Here is a 23,711-nt window from a genome sequence, read left to right on the forward strand (position 1 = left end):
TCCGATGGCACGCGACTATACGCTCGAATACTACCGCAACTTCGGCATCATGGCCCATATCGATGCAGGCAAGACCACCTGCACCGAGCGGATCCTGTTCTATACCGGCAAGTCCCACAAGCTTGGCGAGGTGCATGACGGCGCCGCGACGATGGACTGGATGGAGCAGGAGCAGGAGCGTGGCATCACGATCACCTCTGCGGCAACCACCACGTTCTGGGAAAAAACCTATACCGGCACCGAGCCGGAGAGCGAAAAGCACCGCCTGAACATCATCGACACCCCCGGCCACGTCGATTTCACCATCGAGGTGGAGCGCTCGCTCGCCGTGCTCGACGGGGCGATCTGCCTGCTTGACGGCAATGCCGGTGTCGAGCCGCAGACCGAAACCGTCTGGCGTCAGGCCGACCGCTACAAGGTGCCGCGCATCGTGTTTGTCAACAAGATGGACAAGATCGGCGCCGATTTCCTGAACTGCGTCAAGATGATCAAGGACCGCACCGGTGCCACGCCGATGCCCGTCAACCTGCCCATCGGCTCCGAAGATCGGCTCGAAGGCATCATCGACCTCATCACGATGGAAGAGTGGACCTGGCGTGGCGAGGATCTCGGCGCAAGCTGGACCCGTCAGCCGGTGCGCGACGAGCTCAAGGCCGAGGCCGAGGAATGGCGCGCCAACATGATCGAGCTTGCCGTTGAGCAGGACGATACCGTGATGGAGGCCTATCTCGAAGGTGAAGAGCCCGATATCGACACCCTGCGCCGCCTGATCCGCAAGGGCACTCTGGCGCTCGCTTTCGTGCCGGTTCTGGGTGGCTCTGCGTTCAAGAACAAGGGCGTTCAGCCGCTTCTGAACGCGGTGGTGGATTTCCTGCCCTCGCCGCTCGATGTGCCGGATTACATGGGCTTCTCGCCCGATGACGAGACCGAGACCCGCAATATCGTCCGCAAGGCCGATGATGCCGAGCCGTTCTCGGCGCTGGCCTTCAAGATCATGAACGATCCGTTCGTCGGCACGCTCACCTTCACCCGCATCTATTCGGGCAAGATGAAGAAGGGCGACGCGATCCTCAATTCGACCAAGGGCAAGAAAGAGCGCGTTGGCCGGATGATGATGATGCATTCCAACGACCGCACCGAGATCGACGAGGCATTTTCCGGCGATATCATCGCGCTCGCGGGCCTCAAGGAGACCACGACCGGCGATACGCTTTGCGATCCGGCCAAGCCGCTGGTGCTCGAGACCATGACCTTCCCCGACCCGGTGATCGAAATCGCGGTCGAGCCCAAGACCAAGGGCGACCAGGAAAAGATGTCTGCCGGTCTCGCGCGCCTTGCCGCCGAAGACCCGTCCTTCCGCGTCGAGACCGATATCGAATCGGGCCAGACGATCATGAAGGGCATGGGCGAATTGCATCTCGACATCCTCGTTGACCGCCTCAAGCGCGAATTCAAGGTCGAGGCCAATATCGGCGCGCCGCAGGTGGCCTATCGCGAGACCATCAGCCACGAGGTCGAGCATACCTACACCCACAAGAAACAGTCGGGTGGGTCGGGTCAGTTCGCCGAGGTCAAGCTGGTGATCACGCCGACGGAGGCGGGCGAGGGCTTCAGCTTCGAGAGCAAGATTGTTGGCGGTGCCGTGCCCAAGGAATATATCCCCGGTGTGGAAAAAGGCATCCGCTCGGTCATGGATAGCGGCCCGCTCGCGGGCTTCCCTGTGATCGACTTCAAGGTCGCGCTCATCGACGGCAAGTTCCACGATGTGGACTCTTCGGTGATGGCGTTCGAGATCGCCGGTCGTATGGGCATGCGCGAAGGTCTGAAAAAAGCCGGTGCCAAACTGCTCGAGCCGATCATGAAGGTCGAGGTGGTCACGCCCGAGGAGTATACCGGTGGCATCATCGGTGACCTCACATCGCGGCGCGGCCAGGTCTCGGGGCAAGACACCCGCGGCAATGCCATCGCGATCAACGCCAACGTGCCGCTTGCGAACATGTTCGGCTATATCAACACGCTGCGCTCGATGTCTTCGGGGCGCGCCCAGTTCACGATGCAGTTCTCGCATTACGATCCGGTGCCGTCGAACATCTCCGAAGAGATCCAGTCGAAATACGCATAAACCGGGTGGCGGGGATATCCCCGCCCTACCCAAACCGTAGGGTGGGTGCCAACCCACCATCCGCAACGAAAAAGGAGCCAACACGATGGCAAAGGAAAAGTTTGACCGTTCGAAACCGCATGTGAACATCGGCACGATCGGCCATGTTGACCACGGCAAGACGACGCTGACGGCGGCGATCACCAAGTATTTCGGCGATTTCCGGGCCTATGACCAGATCGACGGCGCGCCCGAGGAAAAGGCGCGCGGGATCACGATCTCGACCGCGCATGTGGAATACGAGACCGAGACGCGCCACTACGCCCACGTCGATTGCCCCGGCCACGCCGACTACGTCAAGAACATGATCACCGGCGCCGCGCAGATGGATGGCGCGATCCTGGTGGTGAACGCCGCCGACGGCCCGATGCCGCAAACGCGCGAGCATATCCTGCTGGGCCGTCAGGTGGGCATCCCCTACATGGTGGTTTACCTCAACAAGGTCGACCAGGTCGATGACGAGGAGCTGCTGGAACTGGTCGAGATGGAAGTGCGCGAGCTTCTGACCTCCTACGACTATCCCGGCGACGATATCCCGATCATCAAGGGCTCGGCTCTGGCGGCGATGGAGGGGCGTGACCCCGAGATCGGTGAAAACTCGATCCGCGAGTTGATGGAGGCGGTGGACGCGTATATCCCGACGCCCGCGCGCGCCGTGGACCTGCCGTTCCTCATGCCGATCGAGGACGTGTTCTCGATCTCGGGCCGTGGCACGGTTGTGACCGGCCGGGTCGAGCGTGGCGTCGTGAACGTCGGCGACGAGCTTGAGATCGTGGGCATCCGCGACACCCGCAAGACCACCTGCACCGGCGTGGAGATGTTCCGCAAACTGCTGGATCGCGGCGAGGCGGGCGACAATATCGGCGCGCTTCTGCGCGGTGTCGCGCGTGAGGATGTCGAGCGCGGCCAGGTGCTGTGCAAGCCGAAATCGGTGACGCCGCACACCAAGTTCGAGGCCGAGGCATACATCCTGACCAAGGAAGAGGGTGGCCGCCACACGCCGTTCTTTGCCAATTACCGCCCGCAATTCTACTTCCGCACCACGGATGTGACCGGCACGGTGGAATTGCCCGAGGGCACGGAAATGGTGATGCCCGGCGACAACCTCAAGTTCGGCGTCGAGCTGATCGCGCCGATCGCGATGGAAGACGGTCTGCGCTTCGCCATCCGCGAAGGCGGCCGCACCGTCGGCGCGGGCGTCGTGTCGAAGATCATCGAGTAATTACCCCTAAGGGTTCGACGAGGGAGGTCGGGTGGTCCGGCCTTCCTCCTATCAACTCCAAAGCCGCGAAAGGCTCAACCAATGCAAGGCCAGAACATTCGCATCCGGCTCAAGGCGTTCGATTACCGCGTGCTGGATGCCAGCACGCTGGAAATCGTGAACACCGCCAAGCGGACCGGCGCGCACGTGCGCGGACCGATCCCGCTGCCGAACAAGATCGAGAAATACACCGTTCTGCGTGGCCCCCACGTGAACAAGAAATCCCGCGACCAGTTCGAGATCCGCACCCATAAGCGGCTTCTCGATATCGTCGATCCCACCCCGCAGACCGTGGACGCGCTGATGAAGCTCGACCTTGCTGCCGGTGTGGATGTGCAGATTTCGGTTTGAGGAGGGCACGGTGATGTTGCGCTCTGGTGTGATCGCGAAAAAGGTCGGGATGACCCGGCTGTTCATGGAAGACGGCAAGCAGGTTCCTGTGACCGTCCTTCAACTGGATAAACTTCAGGTGGTGGCACAGCGCACCCCTGAGCAGCACGGCTATTCGGCCGTTCAACTGGGGGCAGGCACGGCCAAGGCCAAGCGCACGAGCCAGGCCATGCGCGGGCATTTCGCCGCCGCCAAGGTCGAGCCCAAGCGCCGCGTCGCGGAATTCCGCGTGGCCCCTGAGAACCTGATCGCCGTAGGTGAGGAAATCACCGCCGACCATTACTTTGAGGGCCAGTTCGTCGATGTGTCGGGCGTCTCCATCGGCAAGGGCTTTGCCGGGGCGATGAAGCGGCACAATTTCGGCGGTCTGCGGGCGACCCACGGTGTCTCGGTCAGCCACCGCAGCCACGGCTCGACCGGGCAGTGCCAGGATCCGGGCAAGGTCTTCAAAGGCAAGAAGATGGCCGGCCACATGGGCGCCGCGCGCGTCACCACGCAGAACCTGCAAGTGGTGCGCACCGATGCCGAGCGGGGCCTGATCATGATCAAGGGGGCCGTTCCCGGATCCAAGGGCGGCTGGGTGACGATCAAGGATGCGGTGAAAAAGCCGTTCCCCGAGAACGCCATTCTGCCCGCCGCGCTGAAATCGGCAGCTGAAGAGGCGGCACGCGCCGCCGAGGAAGCCGCCGCTGCCGCAGCAGCCGAGGCCGAGGCCGAGGCCCAGCGCCTTGCCGAGGAGCAGGCCGCCGCCGAGGCAGAAGCGCTCAAGCAGGCCGAGGCCGAAATCGAGGCCGAGAAGAAGGAAGGCGAGGAATGAAACTCGACGTGATCAAACTGGACGGCGGTACGGCCGGCTCGGTCGATCTGGGCGAAGACATCTTCGGCCTGGAACCGCGCGCGGACATCCTGCACCGCGTCGTCCGCTGGCAGCGCAACAAGCGCCAGGCCGGCACGCACAAGGTCAAGACCCGGTCGGAAACCAGCTATTCGACCAAGAAGATCTATCGCCAGAAGGGCACCGGCGGCGCACGCCACGGTGACCGCAACGCGCCGATCTTCCGCAAGGGTGGCATCTACAAGGGCCCGACGCCCCGCAGCCATGCGCATGAATTGCCCAAGAAGGTGCGCGCGCTTGGCCTCAAGCACGCGCTCTCGGCCAAGGCCCGCGCGGGTGAGCTTGTGGTGATCGAGGATGCGTCGAGCGACGGCAAGACCAAGACGCTCGCGCGCCAGATCAAGGATCTGGGCTGGAAGCGCGTGCTGATCATCGACGGCGCGCAGGTCAACGCCGAATTCGCCCGCGCGGCGGCCAATATCGAGGGTCTCGATGTGCTGCCGTCGATGGGCGCCAATGTCTATGACATCCTCCGCCGTGACACGCTCGTGCTCACCAAGGCGGCTGTCGAAGCTCTGGAGGCTCGTCTGAAATGAGCGCGAAACCCGAATATTATGACGTGATCCGCAAGCCGGTCATCACCGAGAAGGCAACGATGGCCTCGGAAAACGGCGCGGTCGTTTTCGAGGTCGCCATCGATGCCAACAAGCCCCAGATCAAGGAGGCCGTCGAGGCGCTCTTCGGGGTCAAGGTGAAGGCGGTGAACACCACCATCACCAAGGGCAAGGAAAAGCGGTTTCGGGGCGTCAAGGGCAGCCGCAAGGATGTCAAGAAAGCCTATGTGATGCTCGAAGAGGGCAACACCATTGACGTGACCACGGGTCTCTAATAAGAGGCTTCATCCGCGCCGCCCCGGTCATTGCCGGGGCTGCGTGTTTTTCAGGGGTGACGGCGCACGCGTCCGCTCACCCTGCGAGCCGGGCACCTTCGGGGGCCTATAATAGCGGTGGGCGTTACACCCACCCGATAGAGCGGGCCCAAGGGCGCGCATTTGCAAACGGAAGACAGAAAGCATGGCACTCAAGTCGTATAAGCCGACGACGCCGGGCCAGCGCGGGCTGGTGCTGATCGACCGTTCGGAGCTTTGGAAAGGTCGTCCTGTCAAATCCCTCACCGAGGGCCTGACAAAACATGGCGGCCGGAACAACACCGGACGAATCACGATGCGTCGCAAGGGCGGCGGGGCGAAACGCCTTTACCGGATCGTTGATTTCAAGCGCACCAAGTTCGATATCGCGGCCACCGTCGAGCGGATCGAGTATGACCCGAACCGGACCGCGTTCATCGCGCTGATCAAGTATGAAGATGGCGAGCAGGCCTATATCCTCGCGCCGCAGCGCCTCGCCATCGGCGACAAGGTGATCGCGAGCGCCAAGGCCGACATCAAGCCCGGCAACGCGATGCCGTTCTCGGGGATGCCCATCGGCACGATCGTGCACAATATCGAGCTGAAGCCGGGCAAGGGCGGGCAGATCGCGCGCGCCGCAGGGGCCTATGCGCAATTCGTGGGCCGCGATGGCGGTTATGCGCAGATCCGTCTCAGCTCGGGCGAGCTTCGCCTCGTGCGTCAGGAATGCATGGCCACCGTCGGTGCCGTCAGCAACCCCGACAACTCCAACCAGAATTACGGCAAGGCGGGCCGGATGCGGCACAAGGGCATCCGCCCGAGCGTTCGCGGCGTCGTCATGAACCCGATCGACCACCCCCATGGTGGTGGCGAGGGGCGCACCTCGGGTGGCCGTCACCCGGTCACGCCCTGGGGCAAGCCCACCAAGGGCGCGCGCACCCGCAATAAGAACAAGGCGTCGCAGAAGCTCATCCTGCGCTCGCGTCACGCCAAGAAGAAGGGCCGTTAACACATGAGCCGCTCTGTATGGAAAGGCCCCTTCGTCGATGCCTATGTCCTCAAAAAGGCCGAGGCAGCACGCGAATCGGGGCGCAACGACGTTATCAAGATTTGGTCGCGCCGCTCGACCATTCTACCGCAATTCGTTGGTCTCACCTTTGGGGTGTATAACGGGCGCAAGCACGTTCCCGTCAACGTATCCGAGGATATGATCGGCCAGAAATTCGGGGAATACTCCCCCACCCGCACCTATTACGGGCATGCGGCGGACAAGAAAGCGAAGAGGAAGTAAGCCATGGGCAAGGATAAAAATCCCCGCCGCGTGGCGGATAATGAGGCGATGGCCAAGCTGCGTATGTTGCGCACCAGCCCGCAGAAGCTGAACCTCGTCGCTGCAATGATCCGTGGCAAGAAGGTCGAGAAGGCACTGACCGATCTCACCTTTTCCAACAAGCGGATCGCGCAGGACGTGCGCAAGTGCCTGCAATCGGCGATTGCCAACGCCGAGAACAATCACGGGCTTGACGTGGACGAGTTGATCGTCGCCGAGGCCTGGGTCGGCAAGAACCTCGTGCTCAAGCGGGGGCGCCCGCGCGCCCGTGGCCGCTTTGGCGCGCTGCGCAAGCCGTTTTCGGAACTCACGATCAAGCTGCGTGAAATCGAGGAGCAAGCCTGATGGGTAACAAAGTCAATCCGATCGGTATGCGCCTTCAGGTCAACCGCACCTGGGACAGCCGCTGGTATGCCGACACCAAGGATTACGGTGATCTCCTGCTCGAGGATCTCAAGATCCGCGATTTCATCAAGCATGAGTGCAAGCAGGCCGGCATCAGCCGCGTCATCATCGAGCGTCCGCACAAGAAGTGCCGCGTCACGATCCACACCGCACGCCCCGGCGTCATCATCGGCAAGAAGGGCGCGGATATCGAGACGCTGCGCCGCAAGATCGCCAAGATGACCGCGAGCGAGCTTCACCTCAACATCGTCGAGGTGCGCAAGCCCGAGCTTGATTCGGCCCTCGTGGGCGAGAGCATCGCGCAACAGCTCGAGCGGCGGGTATCGTTCCGTCGCGCCATGAAGCGCGCGGTGCAAAACGCCATGCGCATGGGTGCCCTTGGCATCCGGGTGAACGTCGCGGGCCGCCTTGGCGGGGCCGAGATCGCGCGGACCGAATGGTATCGCGAGGGTCGGGTGCCGCTGCACACGCTGCGCGCCGATATCGACTACGCCAATGTTGAGGCCACGACCGCTTACGGGATCATCGGCATCAAGGTGTGGATTTTCAAGGGTGAGATCATGGAGCACGATCCCGGTGCGCGTGATCGCAAGGCCCAGGAACTGCAGGATGGCCCGGCCCCCCGTGGTGCCGGCGGCCGTCGCTGAGGAGGAATGACAGATGCTTCAACCTAAGCGCACGAAATTCCGCAAGCAGTTCAAAGGCCGCATCAAGGGCGAGGCCAAGGGCGGCTCTGACCTGAACTTTGGCAGCTTTGGCCTCAAGGCGACCGAGCCGGAGCGCGTCACCGCGCGCCAGATCGAGGCCGCGCGCCGCGCCATGACCCGGCACATGAAACGCCAGGGCCGCGTCTGGATCCGCATCTTCCCGGATGTGCCCGTTTCGGCCAAGCCGATCGAGGTTCGCATGGGCAAGGGTAAGGGCTCGGTGGATCGTTGGGTCTGCAAGGTCAAGCCCGGTCGCGTGATGTTCGAGATCGACGGTGTGGGCGAGGCGGTTGCCGTCGAGGCGCTGCGCCTTGCCGCGATGAAACTGCCGATCAAGACCCGCGTGGTGGTCCGCGAGGACTGGTAAACGCGGTTGGGTGACACCCCGACCTTACTGATTGGCCCTGTGCGAGCGCTCGCACGGGGCCTCTTTTTTTGCGGGGCCGCGTGCCCCATGTAGGCTCAACCGCCGAGGATAGCATCCACCGCCCGCGCATAGCCCGCATAGCCCATCACCGCGCGATTGCCGGCCACCCCGTGATAATAACTGCGCCCCGAAGGGGTGGGCAGCCCGGCCCAGACCTTGGCGAGGTTGAGCCGGAATACCTCGGGCCTCATCTCGCCCCGGTGCACGGCCCCAAGGCCCGCATCTTCCAGCAGCATATCGGCAAGCCGGTCCTGCACCGCCGGGCCGAACCGCGTGCCGGGATCAAGGCCTGCGCGCGCCACCAGCCGCCGCAGCGTGGCGGGGATGATCTGGTAGCGCCCGACGGCATGGTGTTGCCCCGGCGTGGCGTCGATCCAGTCGAAGATATCGCGCAGCGTCATCCGCGTGGGGCGGCGTGGCGGGGGGCGGTGCGCCCCGCCCTGCACCGCGTCATAGCCCGCAGGCCCCGCCTCGGCCCGCGCGATAAGGTCGCGCAGGCGCGCCCGCACCTGCCCGCCCGGCGCAACCCGGTCGAGCGTGTCCTGATCCGGCAGCGCGGCAAACAGATCGCGCGCCTGCCTGCCCGCCAACAGGCCGCCGCGTGGGGCGGCATCCAGCGCCACGAGCGGCGCGGCGGCGAGCCGCAGCATCGGCGGGTGATTGCCCCCCGTCCAGCCAAGCCCCGGCTCGGCCAGACCGGTCGCCGCCGCCGCACAGAGCAGCCCCGCCGCCGCCAGAACCCGAATCACGATATGCCACGCAGCCATGCACATGGCCCCAGACTGCCCCGAAACCGTTGAGAAACCCTTGCACCCCGCCCGGAGTGCGATAAGACGCGGGGCATGGCCGATATCCGCCCTCTCTTCGTGACCCGTCTCTACCGTGCGCGCCTTGGCGAGCACGGCCCCGCCATCGACGCAGCCGAGCTTGAGGCGTCGTGCTATTCCATCGCCGAGGATGATGAGGCGGGCCAAGGCTGGTGCGAGGCCGAGGGCTATCCGGGCTATACCTCCTATGCCTCGCTCACCGATCTGCCCTGGCGGTTTCCGATCTTCGCCGATCTGGTGCGCGTGCTGGATGCGCATGTCGCCGCCTTCGCGCAGGATCTGGAGCTTGATCTCGGCGAACAGGCGCTGCGGCTTGAAGATATCTGGATCAATATCCTGCCCGAGGGGGCGATGCATTCGAGCCATATCCACCCCCATTCGGTGATTTCCGGCACCACTTACGTGGCGATGCCCGAGGGCGCTTCGGCGCTCAAGCTCGAAGACCCGCGCTCGGCCCGGATGATGGCTGCGCCCCCGCGCCTCAAGGCCGCGCGCGAGGAAATGCGCGGCTTTGTCTATGTCGCGCCGCAGGTGGGCGATGTTCTGCTCTGGGAATCGTGGCTGCGCCACGAGGTGCCGATGAACATGGCCGAGGATGATCGCATCAGCGTGAGTTTCAACTACGCCTGGGGCGATTGAGGGCAGGGGATACCAATGGATTTGCGCGTGCTCGGTATGGGGCTGGCCTTTGCGGTCATGTGGTCTTCGGCCTTCACCTCGGCGCGGATCATCGTGGCCGCCGCGCCGCCGTTGACGGCGCTGGGGCTGCGGTTCCTGATCTCGGGGCTTCTGGGGGTTTTGATCGCGCTGGCGCTGGGCCAAAGCTGGCGGCTGACGCGCCCGCAATGGCGCGCCACGATCATTTTCGGGGTGTGCCAGAACGCGCTCTATCTGGGGCTGAATTTCGTGGCGATGCAGACCATCGAGGCCTCGCTCGCCGCGATCATCGCCTCGACGATGCCGCTTCTGGTGGGGTTCTTTGCCTGGACTTTCATGGGCGAGCGGCTGAGCAGGATCGGCATTCTCGGCCTTTTCGCGGGGCTTGGCGGCGTGGCGATCATCATGGGGGCGCGGTTTCAGGGGGGGATGGATCTCTACGGGGTCTTGCTCTGCGTGATCGCGGTCTTTGCACTGGCCTTTGCCACGCTGTCGGTGCGCGGCGCGGCCTCGGGCGGAAATTTTCTGATGGTGGTGGGCTTGCAGATGATGGTGGGCGCGGCCATCGTCGGGCCGCTGGGGCTGATGATCGAGCCGTTTGACGTGACATGGAGCTGGCAGCTTGTCGCGGCCTTCCTCTACACCACGCTGATCCCCGGCCTTGTCGCGACGCTGGTCTGGTTCCTGTTGGTCGAGCGGATCGGCGCGACGCGGGGCGCGACCTTCCATTTCCTCAACCCGTTCTTTGGCGTGGCCATCGCCGCCGCCCTTCTGGGCGAGGCGCTGCGGCTTTGGGACCTGATCGGCGTGCTGGTGATCATGGGTGGCATTCTGGCGGTGCAGCTTTCGCGCCAACGCGTGGTTTGAGCGGTCGCGATCAGCCGATGTGCCCGCGCGGCCCATCCCCCACCTGGCCACGATGCAAAAGCAGGTGATCGAGGATCACGCAGGCCATCATCGCCTCGCCCACTGGCACGGCGCGGATACCGACACAGGGATCATGGCGGCCCTTGGTGACGACCTCCGTAGGCTGGCCCTCCACCGTGACCGAGCGGCGCGGCGTCAGGATCGACGACGTGGGCTTGACCGCGAAACGCACCACCACCTCCTGCCCGGTTGAAATCCCGCCTAGGATGCCGCCCGCGTGGTTCGAGCCGAAATCGAGGCCATCCTCGCCCATGAAGATCTCGTCGGCATTCTGCGACCCGCGCAGGCGCGCGGCGGCCATGCCCTCGCCGATCTCGACGCCCTTGACGGCGTTGATCGACATCATCGCGGCCGCGAGATCGGTGTCGAGCTTGCCATAGATCGGCGCACCAAGGCCCGCAGGCACACCGCGCGCCACCACCTCGATCACGGCACCGACCGAATCGTGAGCCTTGCGCAGGTCTTGCAGATACGCCTCCCATTCGGGCGCGGCTGCGGCATCGGGCAGCCAGAAATCGTTGCCGTCGATGGCGTGCCAGTCGAACCGGGCGCGGTCCAGCTCCAGCTCGCCCATGGCGACCATGTAGCCCTTGATCTCCAGCCCCGGCACAAGCACCCCGAGCGCCGCGCGCGCCACGCCGCCTGCCGCCACCCGCGCCGCCGTCTCGCGCGCCGAAGAACGCCCGCCGCCGCGCGGGTCGCGCAGCCCGTATTTCAGGTGATAGGTGATATCGGCATGGCCGGGGCGAAAGGTGCGGGCAATCTCGCCATAATCGCGCGAGCGTTGATCGGTATTCTCGATCATCAACTGAACGGGCGTGCCGGTCGTCTCGCCTTGGTAGACCCCCGACAGGATGCGCACCGCGTCCGGTTCCTGCCGCTGGGTCATGTTCTTGTTCTGGCCGGGGCGGCGCTTGTCGAGCCAGTGCTGCAACATGTCCTCGTCAAGCGCCACCCCCGGCGGGCAGCCATCCACCGTCGCGCCAAGGGCGGGCCCGTGGCTCTCGCCCCAGGTGGTGAAGCGGAAAAGATGACCGAAAGTGTTGAGGCTCATGGGGCGGGCTCCTTTGCCGTTGATCTAGCCGTGTGCTACACCCGTCTCAAGCCGATTTGACGCGCATTTGTCGCAAACAGGCGATATGCAGCGGGGAATCGCGCTAGGCTGCGGCACGGGGCGGATGCCGGATGGCTCAAAAGCGACATCTTCCCGCAGCAATAAAATCACTGGTGCAGGGGAAAAACCCTGCTAACACTGGCACCGAACCTGTCGGAAAACGACACTGGCCGATCCGGCCAAGGGCCAACACGGAGGAACGACATGACCCATTCACATCCCAAGGACACCCTGCGCCCGATCGTGCGCAAGCTGGCCGAAGAGACCCGCGCCGGCAAGATGGAGCGGCGCGAATTCATCGCGCTGGCCTCGACCTTTGGCGCGTCTGCGGCGGCGGCCTACGGTCTTCTGGGCCTCGCCGCGCCGACGACCGCGCAGGCGCAAGAGGGCAAGCGCGGCGGCGTGCTGCGCGTGGCCTCGCGCGTGCTCGAAATCACCGACCCGCGCAAATTCGCATGGACCGAGCCGGGCAATATCAGCCGCCAGTTCTGCGAGCCGATGGTGCGCTGGGCCTCTGATTACAGCTTTCAGCCGATGCTGCTCGAAGGCTGGGAGGTCAGCGACGACGCCAAGACCTATACGCTCAAGGTGCGGCAGGGCGCGACCTGGAACAACGGCGATGCGTTCAACGCCGATGACATCATCCACAACCTCAACCGCTGGTGCGACAAGTCGGTCGAAGGCAATTCGATGGCCGCGCGCATGGGCACGCTGATTGATCCCGATACCGGCCGCGCCATCGAGGGGGCCATCGAGCGGGTGGACGATTTCACCGTGCGCCTGAACCTGCCGCGCCCCGATATCACGCTGATCGCCGGCATGTCGGATTATCCGGCGCTTTGCGTGCATCGCAGCTTTGGCGAGGACGGAGACCTTGCCAAGGCCCCCATCGGCACCGGCCCGTTCGAGCTTGTTTCCATCGAGATCGGCACTGCGGCCGAGGTCAAGCGCCGCGAGGATGGCAAGTGGTGGGGGGGCGATGTCTATCTCGATGGCATCCGGTTCATCGACTTCGGCACCGACAATGCCTCAATCGTGGCGGCCTTTGACGGCGGCGAGATCGACATTAACGACGAATCCACCGCCGATTTCATCGAGAGCTACGACGCGCTCGGCCTCATCAAGCAATCCAAGCCCACCGCCAACACCATCGTCGCGCGGATGCGCGCCGACACGCCGCCCTATGACAGCAAGGCGTTGCGCAACGCGATTCAGCTTGCCTGCGACAACGAGGTGCTGCTGGCGATTTCGATCAACAACGAGGGGATTCCGGCGGAAAACCACCACGTTGCCCCCTTCCACCCGGAATATGCCGAACTGCCCAAGATTGCGCCCGATCCGGCAAAAGCCATCGAAATGGCGCGCGCGGCGGGCCATGGCGAGACCGAGATCGACATCATTTCCATCGACGGCGACTGGCGCACCACCACCACCGATGCCATCGGCGCGCAACTGCGCGAGGCGGGGTTCAACGTCAAGCGCACGGTGATGCCGGGCAACACGTTCTGGAACGACTGGACGAAATACCCGTTCTCGACCACCAATTGGGGGCCGCGCCCGCTGGGCGTGCAGGTGCTGGCGCTGGCCTATCGCACCGGCGAGGCGTGGAACGAGAGCGGCCATTCCAACCCGGAATTCGATGCGCTCCTCGAAGAGGCGCTGGGCGTGTTCGATGCCGATGCGCGGCGCGAATACTCGGCGAAACTTCAGGCGATCTTGCAGGATAGCGGCGCGATCATTCAGCCGTTCTGGCGCAACCAGGCGCTGCACCACACCGACCGCGTCAAGAACGTGAGCGCGCATCAGTTCCGCGAGATGCATTACGAGAAAGTCTGGCTCGACGCCTGAGCGGGGGGGCTACTGAGTCAAGGCGGGCCGCCCGGTGAGGGCGGCCCGTTCGCGTGTGGGGGCAGGGCAATGAGGGCTTGGAGGGGACGGTCGCGCTTGGTCCCCGCGCGGCTCGGCGCATCATATCGAATGGTGACGACGGGCCAGGAGCCGCCCCAAGTCAGACCACCTCGGCGCGCAACCGCGCCATCCGGTCCGACAGAAGCTTTTGCGAGGTCTCGTCCTTGAGCCGCCCATCGGCGTCAAAGGCATCCATCGCCCCCGCGATGAGAACGGCGGTGCCGGGCACAAGCCGCGCCTGCAACTGCGTCAGGCACGACAGTGTCATGAATTGCGCCGTCTCGCCCCCGGTGCGCCCCGCCGAGGCCGAGACCACGACCGTCGGCTTGTCCTTGAACGCGGCCCCCGGCACCCGGCTGATCCAGTCGAGCGCGTTCTTGAGCACGCCGGTGATCCCCTTGTTATATTCCGGCGCGCCGATCACCACGGCATCGGCGTCCCTGATCTGCGCGGCCAGATCCTGCACCGCCTGCGGCACGCCCTCGGCCTCCTCAAGATCGCCATCATAGAGCGGCAGGCCCAGATCGCCCTCGGTCACCTCGGCCTCGCCAAAGGCGCGCGCCGCCTCGCGCAGCAGCATCCGGTTGAACGATCCCTTGCGCAGCGATCCCGACAGGATGAGCAGTTTGGGGTTGGCCATGTCATGTCCTCTTATCTGTGGTCACTCACTTGCCCGAACTTGGGGCGATACCGTGCTTTTGGCAACGCGCGCTGCCCGCACAGGCGCTGTGCAGCCGTGTTTGGTACAAAATGCACGGGTCACGACGTGGTTCGTTGTCATGACAAAATCTAAGCGCAGATCGGCAATGACTACTCGCAAGCCCGCTGCAAAACGCAAAGACATTACAAAGCGGGTTCTGCAAACCAACATTGCGCGGCATTCAGTGGATTTCATGACAACTGTACAAAGGGATTATTGCGCCGTATCGCAGTTACGCCTAATAACGATTGTCGTGTGATATGTTAACTGAGGAATGTTAAAGGCCTCGATCACAACTCACTGAGGTTCGATGAGATGCCGCGGTGCCAAGACTCCAACAAAGGACTTTTCAATTGGACACTTGGATTGTCGAAGCTTTATAATCACAGATTACCTACGGAGCAAACATTTGGGACCTCATTCCGATATGATATTTAATATCGAAACCTTTCGAGAGGAATTGAGATTCCACATGTGTGAAAAGAAAACCAATGCTGCTGAAATTTCTCGAAGGGCGGGTCTTAATCCACGTGCTGTCAGTGATATATTGCAAGGTCGTGTGGAAAACCCTCGTATAAAAACAATTCTGCAGATTGAGTCAGCTCTAGATTTGAGGCCTGGCAACTTAATTGGTCTCAATTATCCTCAGATTTCGTCTGAGCTGTATGAAGTTCTTTGTAAGCTTGATAAACAGTCTCAATTAAAGCTTCGGGATGCTCTTTTGCTTTTTCGTGATTGAGTAAACCAATTTTATTTAATTGTGTTGCAGCTGCAACACATCCATCGGGCCCAAGAATTTCTATAATCTCTTCTGCCACTGGATGCTCTCTATCTTGCATTAGTCACCACTGCACCCTTAATATTGCGGGATTGATATAGATTTGCTTTATGCTTGAAAATATTTCGTCATGTTTGCCATTGGTCTAGGTTATGCCACACTCACAATACGAAAGTGCGGCCAAAGTAAGGCGACTTTTGTGCAGCCATGCAATAATGTGATTTTTCACGTTATAATGCATCTGTCAAGTGCGGCAAGTGTGGTTTTTGGCTCAAGGCTGTGAGATTGCTTTAAGCCGCGAGAGCGCGCTGGCGTTCAATATGAAAGCTTTACGCCATAAAAACACTGATGAAATCAAGGCTGGAGGGCGGTACTGTGTCAGACCTTCCGACAACCTCTCCTGCCCAGAGGTCTTAGGAATGTGGATTGTTTCCGCTTGAAAAATGTGATATATCACATTTTTAGGATGGGTATCTGAGCAAGAGGGGCATCATGATGAGTGGCTTAAGCAATAAGCGTCTTAGCATCGGTGGAGCTGTTAGGGCGAGATTGACTGGGTATTTTTTTCCTACTCACTTGGGAAAAACCTCCGCTGAAGAAGGCGAAGAAGAAAACGCTAAGGAAGTGAATTATTTATTTGACAATTTTGATCAAAGGATATCCAAGAAAAAAAATATTGATGCTCTTTTTGATTATAAAAATTACTCCTCGATCTTGCCTATCATAAAAAATGTAATTGTGTTTTCTAGGTTGTGTGAGGGAGTCAGCGAATTTCGTCATCAGTTGGAGATTGAGCTTGAACTAAATGTCGTAATGGTTAATGATCCAAATGTTTTTTACGAGTGGCTTTTTCGAGGTGCCCATATTGCTGACTTGGTGGTATTCAATAAAGATAGCTTTTTGGATGAGTATCCATGCTTTGAGACGTTCATGCGTGCTGCAAATTCTGTATGCGATGAGGTGCCAATAGTAGTAACTTCAAAAAAATTTATGCTTAACAACCTTTCAGCGCGAGGCCAAAATAATTGGGATATTTCCCTTGCACTCCCAGTTTCAACTTATACGATTAAACTGGCGTTGCAGAAAGCTACAGATATTGCGCGTGATGGTAAGTCCATTGAATCTCCCTAGAAGATAAAGTGGTTGGCTTAGTTAATCCAATGGTTGAGCGCGTCCTCGTCCTCGTCGCGGGCGGCAACCCATGCCGGGCCGCTTGCCCCGTGCTCCTTCTTCCAGAATGGGGCGCGGGATTTGAGGTAATCCATCAGGAATTCGGCGGCGTGAAACGCGTCGGCGCGGTGGCGCGCGGCGGTGGCGACCATCATGATCGTCTCATCCGCCGCCAATCGGCCAAAGCGATGCAGGATCAGCGTATCGCCGATCTGCCAGCGGGTCGCGGCGTCTTCGGCGATCTTGCGCAGCGCGCGTTCGGTCATGCCGGGGTAATGCTCGATCTCCATCGCATCAAGCCCGCCCGCCACGTCGCGCACGATGCCAGTAAAGGTCACAATCGCGCCCATCCCGCGCTGCCGCGCGGCAAAGGCATTGGCCTCGGCCCCCAGATCGAAAGCGGCCTCCTGCACGCGGATATCCACCCGTTCACCCCCCCGTCATCGGCGGAAAGAACGCCACCTCGCGCACGCCCGAAAGCGGCGCATCGAAATCGGCAAGTTCCTGATCCACGGCCACGCGCAGCGCCGTCAGATCGGCGAAGGCGGCGGCGTAGCGCTCTTCGCGCGCGCGCAATTCCTCGACGAGGTCGCGCACGGTGGCGGCCCCGGTCTCGACACGCTCCTTGGGGTGGCCGATGCGTTCGCGCACCCAGGCAAAGTAAAGCACATCCATCAGCGGTCATCCTTCAGATAGGGCACGGCCTTGACGAAATAATCCGCCCCGCTGAGCAGCGTCAGCGCGGCGGCGAGCCATAACAGCCAGATACCGAGATGCCCGGTCCAGGCCATGCCGCGATATTTCCACCACAGCCCGTGCAGATCCTCGACCTGGCCGGCAAGGATATCGCGCACCATCGCCGGGTCCATGCCAAAGACGGACATGCCGAAATAATGCTCGAACACGCCCTGCGAAAAGAGCACGGCGATGGCCACCATCTGTGCCGTGGTTTTCCACTTGGCCAGCGTCGTCACCCGCAGCGTGCCCGCCGTATCGCCAAGATATTCGCGCAGGCCCGAGACGAAAACCTCTCGAAAAAGGATCACAGTGGCGGGCAGCACCAGCCAGGGCGACATCGAGGAATAGCCGACGATCACCATCAGCGCGATCACCACCATCGCCTTGTCGGCGATCGGGTCGAGCATGGTGCCAAGCCGTGTCACCTGTTTCCAGCTTCGGGCAAGATGGCCGTCGATCCAGTCGGTAAGCGCCGCGCTGACAAAGAGTATGAGCGCGAACCAGTCGGCATAGGGGCGGTTGAAATAGAGAAACATCACGGCAAGCCCCGGCGCCGCCAAGAGGCGCAGAACGGTCAGGATATTCGGCACGGTCCATCTCATGGCCCCGTTCTAGCCTGTCCGATGCCCAAGGGAAAGCGCCGTCGCATATCAGAAATCGGTGAGGCGGCGGGTGGTCTCGGGGTCCATGAAACCTGCGATGGTGGCCTCGGTCTCGAGGTCCATCGCGCGGCGCAGGTCAGGTGTCGCGGTGGCCCCCAGCACCCGCTTCATCGCCCGCACCGAGAGCGGCGGGAGTTGGGCCAGGCGGCGGGCGGTGGCGTGGGCGGTCTCGATCAGATCGGCCTCGGACGCGGTCTGCCACGCCAGCCCCATCGCGTGCAGCGTCGCCGCATCGTAGCGGTCGCCGAAGGTGAGCATTTCGCGCGCCCGCACCAGCCCGACCAGCGCGGGCAAGAGCGCCGTCACCCCGCCGGTGACGAATAGGTTGAGCGACACCTCGGGGAAAAAGCCGCGCGCGCCCTCGGCCCAGATCGGGAAATCGCAGTTGATCGCCCATTCGAACCCACCGCCCACGGCCCAGCCATTGATCGCGCCGACCACCGGTTTCGGCCCCAGCGCAATGGCAAGGGTCGCGCGCTGGATCGCCAAGACCAGATCGCGCGCCTCGGCCTCTGACGCCGGGTGAACATGCGCCTGCCGGTCATCGCCCGCGCAGAACGCCTTGCCCGCGCCGGTCAGCACGATGGCGCGGGTGCCCGCATCGGCATTGGCATCGTCAAAGGCGCGCGCAACATCGTCGATCAGCGCGCGGTTCATCGCGTTGAGCCGGTCGGGGCGGTTGAGCGTGATGCGGCGCACGGCCCCCTCGTGCAGGGTGCTCAGCGCGGTCTCATAGGTGAAATCGGTCATGGGTAATTCCTTTGCACGCGGCGTGTCTTGCCCTCGGTCAGCGGGAAGGTGCCATGCGGCACCAGCGTTACCCGCGCGGTCGCGCCAAGCTCGCGCTTGATCGCCTGAGCCACATCTTCGGCCAGCGCCGGGGTGGCCCCGTGCCCCTTGGCCAGTTCCGCCGCCACCGGCAGGCTGTCATGGGGTGGGGGCGTGTCGAGCGGGATACGGTAATCGCCCGAGAGCACCGCGAACCCGTTGAGCACGGCGGCGACCATGCTGGGAAATAGGTTGAGCCCGCGCACCACCACCATGTCATCCGAGCGCCCCACGACCCGAAACCGAAACCCGGTGCGCCCGCAGGCACAGGGGGCGGTCTCGTCCACCGCGATGATATCGCCGCTGCGAAAGCGCACCAGCGGTTGGCACTCGCGCACCAGATGCGTGAGCACCAGCTCGCCGGTTTGTCCGGCCGCGAGGGGCAGGGGCGCGCCGCTCTCCGGCTCGATCAGTTCGGGCCAGAGCACATCGGCACCCATGAAATGCAGCCGCGTGTCGTGTTCGCATTGCGCCGCGAAATTGCAGAACACATCCGAGACGCCGTAATTGGCGTTGCGGGGCTCCATCCCCCAGACATCGCGCAGGCGCGCGCGAAAGGCGGGATCGTCAAGCCCCGCCTCGCCGCCGAACAGCCCCAGCTTCAGCCCAAGATCGCGCGGGGTGAGATCGGGGAAACGCTCGGCGATGACACGCTCCAGCACCGCCGGATAGGACGGCGTGCAGGAAATCGCGGTGATGCCCACCTCGCGGATGGTGCGCACCAGCAGTTCGGTCGCGCCGACACCAAAGGGCACCACCAGCGCGCCGGTGGCCTGAAGCGTCATGTGATCGGTGAGGCCCCCCATCCACATCTGGTAGTTGAGGCAATGCACCACCGTGTGATCCGGCGTCAGCCCGGCGGCGGATTGACAGCGCCCGCCCACGGCCTCGGTGACCGCGCAATCGCGCGCCGAGAGCGCCAGGTTCATCGCCTGCCCGGTGGTGCCCGAGGTGCGGTGCAGGCGCACCGCCTTGGCGCGCGGGGCGGCCATGTAATCGCCAAAGGGCGGGCGATCGGCCTGTGCCACGCGCAGTTGCGCCTTGTCCGAGAGCGGCAGCGCGGGCAGGTCCGCCAGATCGGCGGGCGGGACCGCGCCCTGCCACAGGCTGCGGTAAAACCCCGAATGGCGGGCGACGTAATCGCCCTGCACGGCCCAGGCGGCGGCCTGATGGGGGCGCAGGCGGTCGGGGCTGGAAAACTCGGCCCGGTCAAGCAGGTTCATGGTTGCAATCCCCGTTCCCAGAGGGTGGTGAGCGTGGCAATCACTGCCGCGCGATGCCCCGAGACCGCAACCAGCCCCGGCTCTTGTGAAAGGTGAAGGCTGGAAAGATAGGCATCGGTCATCCCGCCAAGCGCATAGGCGCGGCGGGTGAGTTCGGCCTCGGGTAACGTATCCTGTCCGGCGCTCGCATGGCGGCGGCGGGTAGCCCTGACCACGGTGGCGATCCAGTCGCGGTTGAGCCGGTGAAAGGCCGCGCGCGCAGCGGGATAGGCGTCGAGGTGGTGGATAAGGCATTTCATCAGCCCGCGATTGGCCTCGAATAGATGCACATAGGCCGCGGTGGCGGCGTGCATGGGCCGTTCGGGATGGGCGCGTCCGGCGCGGATCATGCGGGCCTGAAGGAAGGCGGCAAAGCCCTGCAGCAGATCGTCGAGCAGATGCGCCTGATCGGGAAAGTAGAGGTAGAAAGTGCCGGTGGCCACGCCCGCCCGCCCGCAAATGGCGGCGATGGTCAGGTCTTGGGGCGTTTGGTCCTCAAGCAGGGCGCAGGCGGCGATGCGGATCGCCTGCGCGGTGCGTTGGCCCTTAGGCATCTGCCGCGCCTCGGCGGCGAGGGCGTGCGGATAGCTGTCGGGGGGCTGTGGTGTAGCGTTTAGGGCGGGGGGCATGGGCGACTCAATATGAATATGAATTCATGTTCATGTTTCATAGCCGCCCTGTCAAGCGGTTCGATTGCACGCGTTGGAGATCCCCGCTTTCGCGGGGATGACGGGTGTCACGGAAATGGCGATGCGCCAGAGCGCCGCTCAGCCCCGTTCGTGGAAGAAATCGTAGAGTTTCTGCGCCAGCGCGCTCGACACCCCCTCCACCGCCTTGAGATCGGCGAGGTTGGCGCGGCTTACCGCCTTGGCGCTGCCAAAATGCGCGAGTAGCGCGCGCTTGCGCGCGGCCCCGACGCCCGGCACCTCGTCGAGCGGCGTGGCGGCAATGGATTTGGTGCGTTTGGCGCGATGCGTGCCGATGGCAAAGCGGTGCGCCTCGTCGCGCAGGCGCTGGATGAAATAGAGCACCGGATCGTTGTGGCGCAGCGCCATCGGGTGCTTGCCCACGCGGTGAAATTCCTCCTTGCCGTGGTCGCGGTCCACGCCCTTGGCGACGCCGACCATCGGAATGTCCTCCACCCCCATTTCGCGCATGATGCTGGCCACCGCGCTCACCTGTCCCGCGCCGCCGTCGATCAGCAGCAGGTCGGGCCAGTGCCCCTCGCGGCGGTCGGGGTCTTCTTTCAGCAGGCGTTTGAAGCGGCGGGTGAGCACCTCTTTCATCATGCCGAAATCATCGCCGGGGGTCAGATCCTCACCCCGGATGTTGAACTTGCGGTAGCTGTTCTTGTGAAATCCCTCGGGCCCCGCCACGATCATCGCGCCGACCGCAAAAGCGCCCTGAATATGGCTGTTGTCGTAAACCTCGATCCGGCCCGGCGGCCCCGGCAGATCGAACGCCTCGGCCAGCCCCTTGAGCAGTTTGCCCTGCGTCGCGCTCTCGGCCATCTTGCGCGCAAGGCTCTCGCGGGCGTTTCTGAGCGCGGCCTCGACAAGCTCGGCCTTCTCGCCCCGCTGCGGCACGTTGAGCGTGACCCGGCGGCCGAGTTTCTGCGTGAGCGCCGCCTCCATCAGGTCGGGGTTCTCGATCGCGTGCGACAGGATCACGGCGCGCGGCGGCTCCTTGCTGTCGTAGAACTGACCCAGGAAAGCCTCCAGCGCCTCGGCCTCGTCCACATCGGCACCAACGCGGGGGTAGAAATCGCGGTTGCCCCAGTTCTGCCCGGCGCGGATGAAGAAGACCTGCACGCAGGCCTGCCCCTGATCGAGATGGAGCGCGACGATATCGGCCTCGGCCACGCTACGCGGGTTGATGCCTTGCGCGGTCTGCACCTGTGTCAGTGCCTTGATCCGGTCGCGCAGGGCGGCGGCGCGCTCATATTCCATCGCCTGCGCCGCCTGCGCCATCTCGGTGGCGAGTTTTTCCTGTATCTCGGTGGAGCGCCCCGAGAGATAGCGCTCGGCATCGCGCACCTGAGTGGCATAATCGGCCTTGGAAATCTTGCCGACGCAGGGCGCGGTGCAGCGCTTGATCTGGTATTGCAGGCAGGGGCGCGTGCGGCTCTCGAACACAGCATCGGTGCAGTTGCGAAGCTGGAACACGCGCAGCAGCTGCGCCAAGGTCCGGTTGACCGCGCCCGCGCTGGCGAAGGGGCCGTAATAGCTGCCTTTCTCGCGCTTGGCCCCGCGATGCTTCTTGATCATCGGGAAATCATGCGCGGTGACGAGGATATTGGGAAAGCTCTTGTCGTCGCGCAACAGCACGTTGTAGCGCGGCTTCAATTGCTTGATGAGGTTCTGTTCCAGCAGCAGCGCCTCGGTCTCGGTCGCCGTGGTCAGGAACATCATCGACGCGGTCTCATGGATCATCCGCGCGATGCGCCCGCTATGCCCGGTGGGGCGTGCATAGTTCGACACCCGCGCGCGCAGGTTGCGCGCCTTGCCCACGTAGAGCACGCGCGACTGCGCATCGAGCATCCGGTAAACACCCGGCGAGCCGTCAAGCGTGCGCAGATAGCCGCGGATCACGTCGGGGCCGGTGGCGGGCGGTGTGGGGGCGGTCTCGGTCATGGTCTAAAGGATATGATTCCCTGTGGGTGCTGCAATGTCCCGCAGTCCGGGGCAAGGGGCAAGCTGTCCACCATTCCTGTGGATAACCCTGGAGACAAATTTCGCAAGCCGGGAAAATTCCCTTTGATCCGGCGGGCTTCACCGGTATGCCCTATTTTTAGGCAATTATTTATCATGCTGATAATAAAGAATAAAATTATTGAGAACGGGCAGATTATTGAAAACATTGGGCTTTCTGTAACGGTTGCGTGAAGAAACCGTGACCGGTGCAAAACTCCAATCATGGGTCATGTTTTACTCGGGTCCGAGCACGTCCGGCGTCTGCCAGCCAAGGTGCTGCCCGCCATCCACGCAGATAAGCTGCCCGGTGACGGCGGGGGCCGTCAGCAGATAGCCCAGCGCGGCGGTGATGTCGCCCGCATCCGCGCCGCGGCCCAGCACCGTTGCCGCGCGCTGGCGGGCGAAATGCACGTCGCTCTGGCGGTGGCCTTGCAGGGTGGGGCCGGGGCCGATGGCATTCACGCGCACGCGCGGCGCGAGCGCCTGCGCCGCCGTGCGGGTCAGCGCCCACAGCCCCATCTTGGCGATGGTATAGGTCATGAAATTGGGGGTGAGCTTGCGCACGCGCTGGTCGATCATGTTGACGATAAGGCCCCGCGCGCGCGGCTCGCCATTGGCGTCGGTCTCGGGCGGGGGCACCGCGCGGGCCATTTCCTGCATGAGAACAAAGGGCGCGCGCAGGTTGCTTTCGACATGGCGATCCCAGCTTTCGCGGGTGGCGCTGTCGAGCGTGTCATATTCGAATATCGACGCATTGTTGACCAGCGTCAGCACCGGCCCGCCCAGCGCCTCTGCCGCGCGCGCCACCAGCGGCTGCACCTCTGCCTCGTCGAGCAGGTCGGCGCGCAGCGCGACGGCCTGTCGCCCCATGTCGCGGATTTCAGTGGCGACGGCCTCGGCCTCGGCCTCGGATGTGGCGTAATGCACCGCCACGTCATGCCCCTGCCGCGCAAGCTCCAGCGCCATCGCGCGGCCCAGCCGCTTGCCCGCCCCGGTCACCAGCGCGCGTGTCATCCCCTGCCTC

General features: G+C 63.1%; 27 protein-coding genes and 1 pseudogene. 16 read left to right on the forward strand and 12 right to left on the reverse strand.

Translation table 11 applies throughout. From position 1 onward, the window contains the following. Positions 1-4 precede the first annotated feature (4 nt). The 11 genes from fusA to rplP all read left to right on the forward strand — a co-directional run bounded on the left by fusA (position 5) and on the right by rplP (position 8,363). Positions 5-2,122, forward strand: coding sequence for an elongation factor G (gene fusA / locus ABIE58_RS11305; RefSeq protein WP_354544828.1), 2,118 nt, complete (start codon positions 5-7; stop codon positions 2,120-2,122). Between the two features lie 85 nt (positions 2,123-2,207). Continuing rightward, positions 2,208-3,383 (forward strand): elongation factor Tu, encoded by a 1,176-nt coding sequence (gene tuf, locus ABIE58_RS11310; RefSeq protein WP_354544829.1) that lies wholly within the window; start codon positions 2,208-2,210, stop codon positions 3,381-3,383. Positions 3,384-3,464: 81 nt separating this feature from the next. After that, a complete protein-coding gene (gene rpsJ / locus ABIE58_RS11315) occupies positions 3,465-3,773 on the forward strand; it encodes a 30S ribosomal protein S10 (RefSeq protein ID WP_354544830.1) in 309 nt (102 codons plus the stop codon). Positions 3,774-3,786: 13 nt separating this feature from the next. Beyond that, positions 3,787-4,629, forward strand: a complete 843-nt coding sequence (rplC, locus tag ABIE58_RS11320; RefSeq protein ID WP_354544831.1) for a 50S ribosomal protein L3 — start codon at positions 3,787-3,789, stop codon at positions 4,627-4,629. After that, positions 4,626-5,243 (forward strand): 50S ribosomal protein L4, encoded by a 618-nt coding sequence (rplD, locus tag ABIE58_RS11325; RefSeq protein ID WP_354544832.1) that lies wholly within the window; start codon positions 4,626-4,628, stop codon positions 5,241-5,243. The genes rplC and rplD overlap by 4 nt, the downstream gene beginning before the upstream one ends. After that, positions 5,240-5,536: a 50S ribosomal protein L23 gene (locus ABIE58_RS11330; RefSeq protein WP_354544833.1), complete on the forward strand. Its 297-nt coding sequence runs from the start codon at positions 5,240-5,242 to the stop codon at positions 5,534-5,536. Before rplD ends, ABIE58_RS11330 begins: the two co-directional genes overlap by 4 nt. A 184-nt stretch (positions 5,537-5,720) precedes the next feature. After that, complete coding sequence (gene rplB, locus ABIE58_RS11335) at positions 5,721-6,563, forward strand: 50S ribosomal protein L2 (protein ID WP_354544834.1); 843 nt, start codon at positions 5,721-5,723, stop codon at positions 6,561-6,563. 3 nt (positions 6,564-6,566) lie between these two features. Further along, complete coding sequence (gene rpsS, locus ABIE58_RS11340) at positions 6,567-6,845, forward strand: 30S ribosomal protein S19 (protein WP_354544835.1); 279 nt, start codon at positions 6,567-6,569, stop codon at positions 6,843-6,845. A gap of 3 nt (positions 6,846-6,848) precedes the next feature. Continuing rightward, positions 6,849-7,229: a 50S ribosomal protein L22 gene (gene rplV / locus ABIE58_RS11345; RefSeq protein ID WP_354544836.1), complete on the forward strand. Its 381-nt coding sequence runs from the start codon at positions 6,849-6,851 to the stop codon at positions 7,227-7,229. Beyond that, positions 7,229-7,936: a 30S ribosomal protein S3 gene (gene rpsC, locus ABIE58_RS11350; protein WP_354544837.1), complete on the forward strand. Its 708-nt coding sequence runs from the start codon at positions 7,229-7,231 to the stop codon at positions 7,934-7,936. The genes rplV and rpsC overlap by 1 nt, the downstream gene beginning before the upstream one ends. A 13-nt stretch (positions 7,937-7,949) precedes the next feature. Next, positions 7,950-8,363, forward strand: a complete 414-nt coding sequence (gene rplP / locus ABIE58_RS11355) for a 50S ribosomal protein L16 (RefSeq protein WP_354544838.1) — start codon at positions 7,950-7,952, stop codon at positions 8,361-8,363. 95 nt (positions 8,364-8,458) lie between these two features. Here the strand turns inward: rplP and ABIE58_RS11360 are convergent, their stop codons facing one another. After that, entirely contained in the window at positions 8,459-9,190 is a 732-nt protein-coding gene (locus ABIE58_RS11360) for a hypothetical protein (RefSeq protein ID WP_354544839.1), read from the reverse strand. Positions 9,191-9,265: 75 nt separating this feature from the next. Here ABIE58_RS11360 and ABIE58_RS11365 point away from each other — a divergent pair, with 75 nt between their 5' ends. Both ABIE58_RS11365 and ABIE58_RS11370 read left to right on the forward strand, forming a co-directional pair. Continuing rightward, entirely contained in the window at positions 9,266-9,889 is a 624-nt protein-coding gene (locus ABIE58_RS11365; protein WP_354544840.1) for a 2OG-Fe(II) oxygenase family protein, read from the forward strand. Between the two features lie 15 nt (positions 9,890-9,904). Further along, positions 9,905-10,774, forward strand: a complete 870-nt coding sequence (locus tag ABIE58_RS11370) for a DMT family transporter (RefSeq protein WP_354544841.1) — start codon at positions 9,905-9,907, stop codon at positions 10,772-10,774. Positions 10,775-10,784: 10 nt separating this feature from the next. On the opposite strand, the gene aroC is transcribed toward ABIE58_RS11370, so the two are convergent. Beyond that, positions 10,785-11,888, reverse strand: a complete 1,104-nt coding sequence (aroC, locus tag ABIE58_RS11375) for a chorismate synthase (RefSeq protein ID WP_354544842.1) — start codon at positions 11,886-11,888, stop codon at positions 10,785-10,787. Positions 11,889-12,152: 264 nt separating this feature from the next. Between aroC and ABIE58_RS11380 the strand changes: the two genes are divergently transcribed. Further along, a complete protein-coding gene (locus ABIE58_RS11380; RefSeq protein ID WP_354544843.1) occupies positions 12,153-13,796 on the forward strand; it encodes an ABC transporter substrate-binding protein in 1,644 nt (547 codons plus the stop codon). Between the two features lie 160 nt (positions 13,797-13,956). Here the strand turns inward: ABIE58_RS11380 and ABIE58_RS11385 are convergent, their stop codons facing one another. Continuing rightward, positions 13,957-14,496 carry an NADPH-dependent FMN reductase gene (locus ABIE58_RS11385; protein WP_354544844.1) on the reverse strand — a complete coding sequence of 180 codons (540 nt, stop codon included), beginning with the start codon at positions 14,494-14,496 and terminating at the stop codon, positions 13,957-13,959. A gap of 532 nt (positions 14,497-15,028) precedes the next feature. Between ABIE58_RS11385 and ABIE58_RS11390 the strand changes: the two are divergent. Beyond that, positions 15,029-15,181, forward strand: a pseudogene (locus ABIE58_RS11390) (helix-turn-helix domain-containing protein); the annotation flags it as partial. Positions 15,182-15,191: 10 nt separating this feature from the next. Here ABIE58_RS11390 and ABIE58_RS11395 read toward each other — a convergent pair. After that, positions 15,192-15,374: a hypothetical protein gene (locus ABIE58_RS11395; RefSeq protein ID WP_354544925.1), complete on the reverse strand. Its 183-nt coding sequence runs from the start codon at positions 15,372-15,374 to the stop codon at positions 15,192-15,194. Between the two features lie 455 nt (positions 15,375-15,829). On the opposite strand from ABIE58_RS11395, the gene ABIE58_RS11400 reads away from it, so the two are divergent. Further along, positions 15,830-16,465, forward strand: a complete 636-nt coding sequence (locus ABIE58_RS11400) for a hypothetical protein (RefSeq protein ID WP_354544845.1) — start codon at positions 15,830-15,832, stop codon at positions 16,463-16,465. Between the two features lie 17 nt (positions 16,466-16,482). Here ABIE58_RS11400 and ABIE58_RS11405 read toward each other — a convergent pair whose 3' ends face one another. The 8 genes from ABIE58_RS11405 to ABIE58_RS11440 all read right to left on the reverse strand — a co-directional run bounded on the left by ABIE58_RS11405 (position 16,483) and on the right by ABIE58_RS11440 (position 23,701). Beyond that, positions 16,483-16,929 carry a molybdenum cofactor biosynthesis protein MoaE gene (locus ABIE58_RS11405; RefSeq protein ID WP_354544846.1) on the reverse strand — a complete coding sequence of 149 codons (447 nt, stop codon included), beginning with the start codon at positions 16,927-16,929 and terminating at the stop codon, positions 16,483-16,485. A 4-nt stretch (positions 16,930-16,933) separates the two neighbouring features. Next, positions 16,934-17,179, reverse strand: coding sequence for a molybdopterin converting factor subunit 1 (gene moaD / locus ABIE58_RS11410; protein ID WP_354544847.1), 246 nt, complete (start codon positions 17,177-17,179; stop codon positions 16,934-16,936). Then, on the reverse strand, positions 17,179-17,844 hold the full coding sequence (pgsA, locus tag ABIE58_RS11415; RefSeq protein ID WP_354544848.1) for a CDP-diacylglycerol--glycerol-3-phosphate 3-phosphatidyltransferase: 666 nt from the start codon (positions 17,842-17,844) through the stop codon (positions 17,179-17,181). The genes moaD and pgsA overlap by 1 nt, the downstream gene beginning before the upstream one ends. A gap of 48 nt (positions 17,845-17,892) precedes the next feature. Then, a complete protein-coding gene (locus ABIE58_RS11420; protein WP_354544849.1) occupies positions 17,893-18,654 on the reverse strand; it encodes an enoyl-CoA hydratase/isomerase family protein in 762 nt (253 codons plus the stop codon). Beyond that, positions 18,651-19,955 carry a phenylacetate--CoA ligase family protein gene (locus ABIE58_RS11425; RefSeq protein ID WP_354544850.1) on the reverse strand — a complete coding sequence of 435 codons (1,305 nt, stop codon included), beginning with the start codon at positions 19,953-19,955 and terminating at the stop codon, positions 18,651-18,653. The genes ABIE58_RS11420 and ABIE58_RS11425 overlap by 4 nt, the downstream gene beginning before the upstream one ends. Further along, positions 19,952-20,623 (reverse strand): TetR/AcrR family transcriptional regulator, encoded by a 672-nt coding sequence (locus ABIE58_RS11430; RefSeq protein WP_354544851.1) that lies wholly within the window; start codon positions 20,621-20,623, stop codon positions 19,952-19,954. Before ABIE58_RS11430 ends, ABIE58_RS11425 begins: the two co-directional genes overlap by 4 nt. A 138-nt stretch (positions 20,624-20,761) precedes the next feature. Then, positions 20,762-22,627, reverse strand: a complete 1,866-nt coding sequence (gene uvrC / locus ABIE58_RS11435) for an excinuclease ABC subunit UvrC (protein WP_354544852.1) — start codon at positions 22,625-22,627, stop codon at positions 20,762-20,764. Positions 22,628-22,921: 294 nt separating this feature from the next. Further along, positions 22,922-23,701 carry an SDR family oxidoreductase gene (locus tag ABIE58_RS11440; protein ID WP_354544853.1) on the reverse strand — a complete coding sequence of 260 codons (780 nt, stop codon included), beginning with the start codon at positions 23,699-23,701 and terminating at the stop codon, positions 22,922-22,924. Between the last annotated feature and the right edge of the window lie 10 nt (positions 23,702-23,711).

Origin of the sequence: Roseovarius sp. MBR-78, from assembly GCF_040547535.1 — a bacterium.
In the GTDB taxonomy this organism is placed as follows: Bacteria; Pseudomonadota; Alphaproteobacteria; order Rhodobacterales; family Rhodobacteraceae; genus Roseovarius.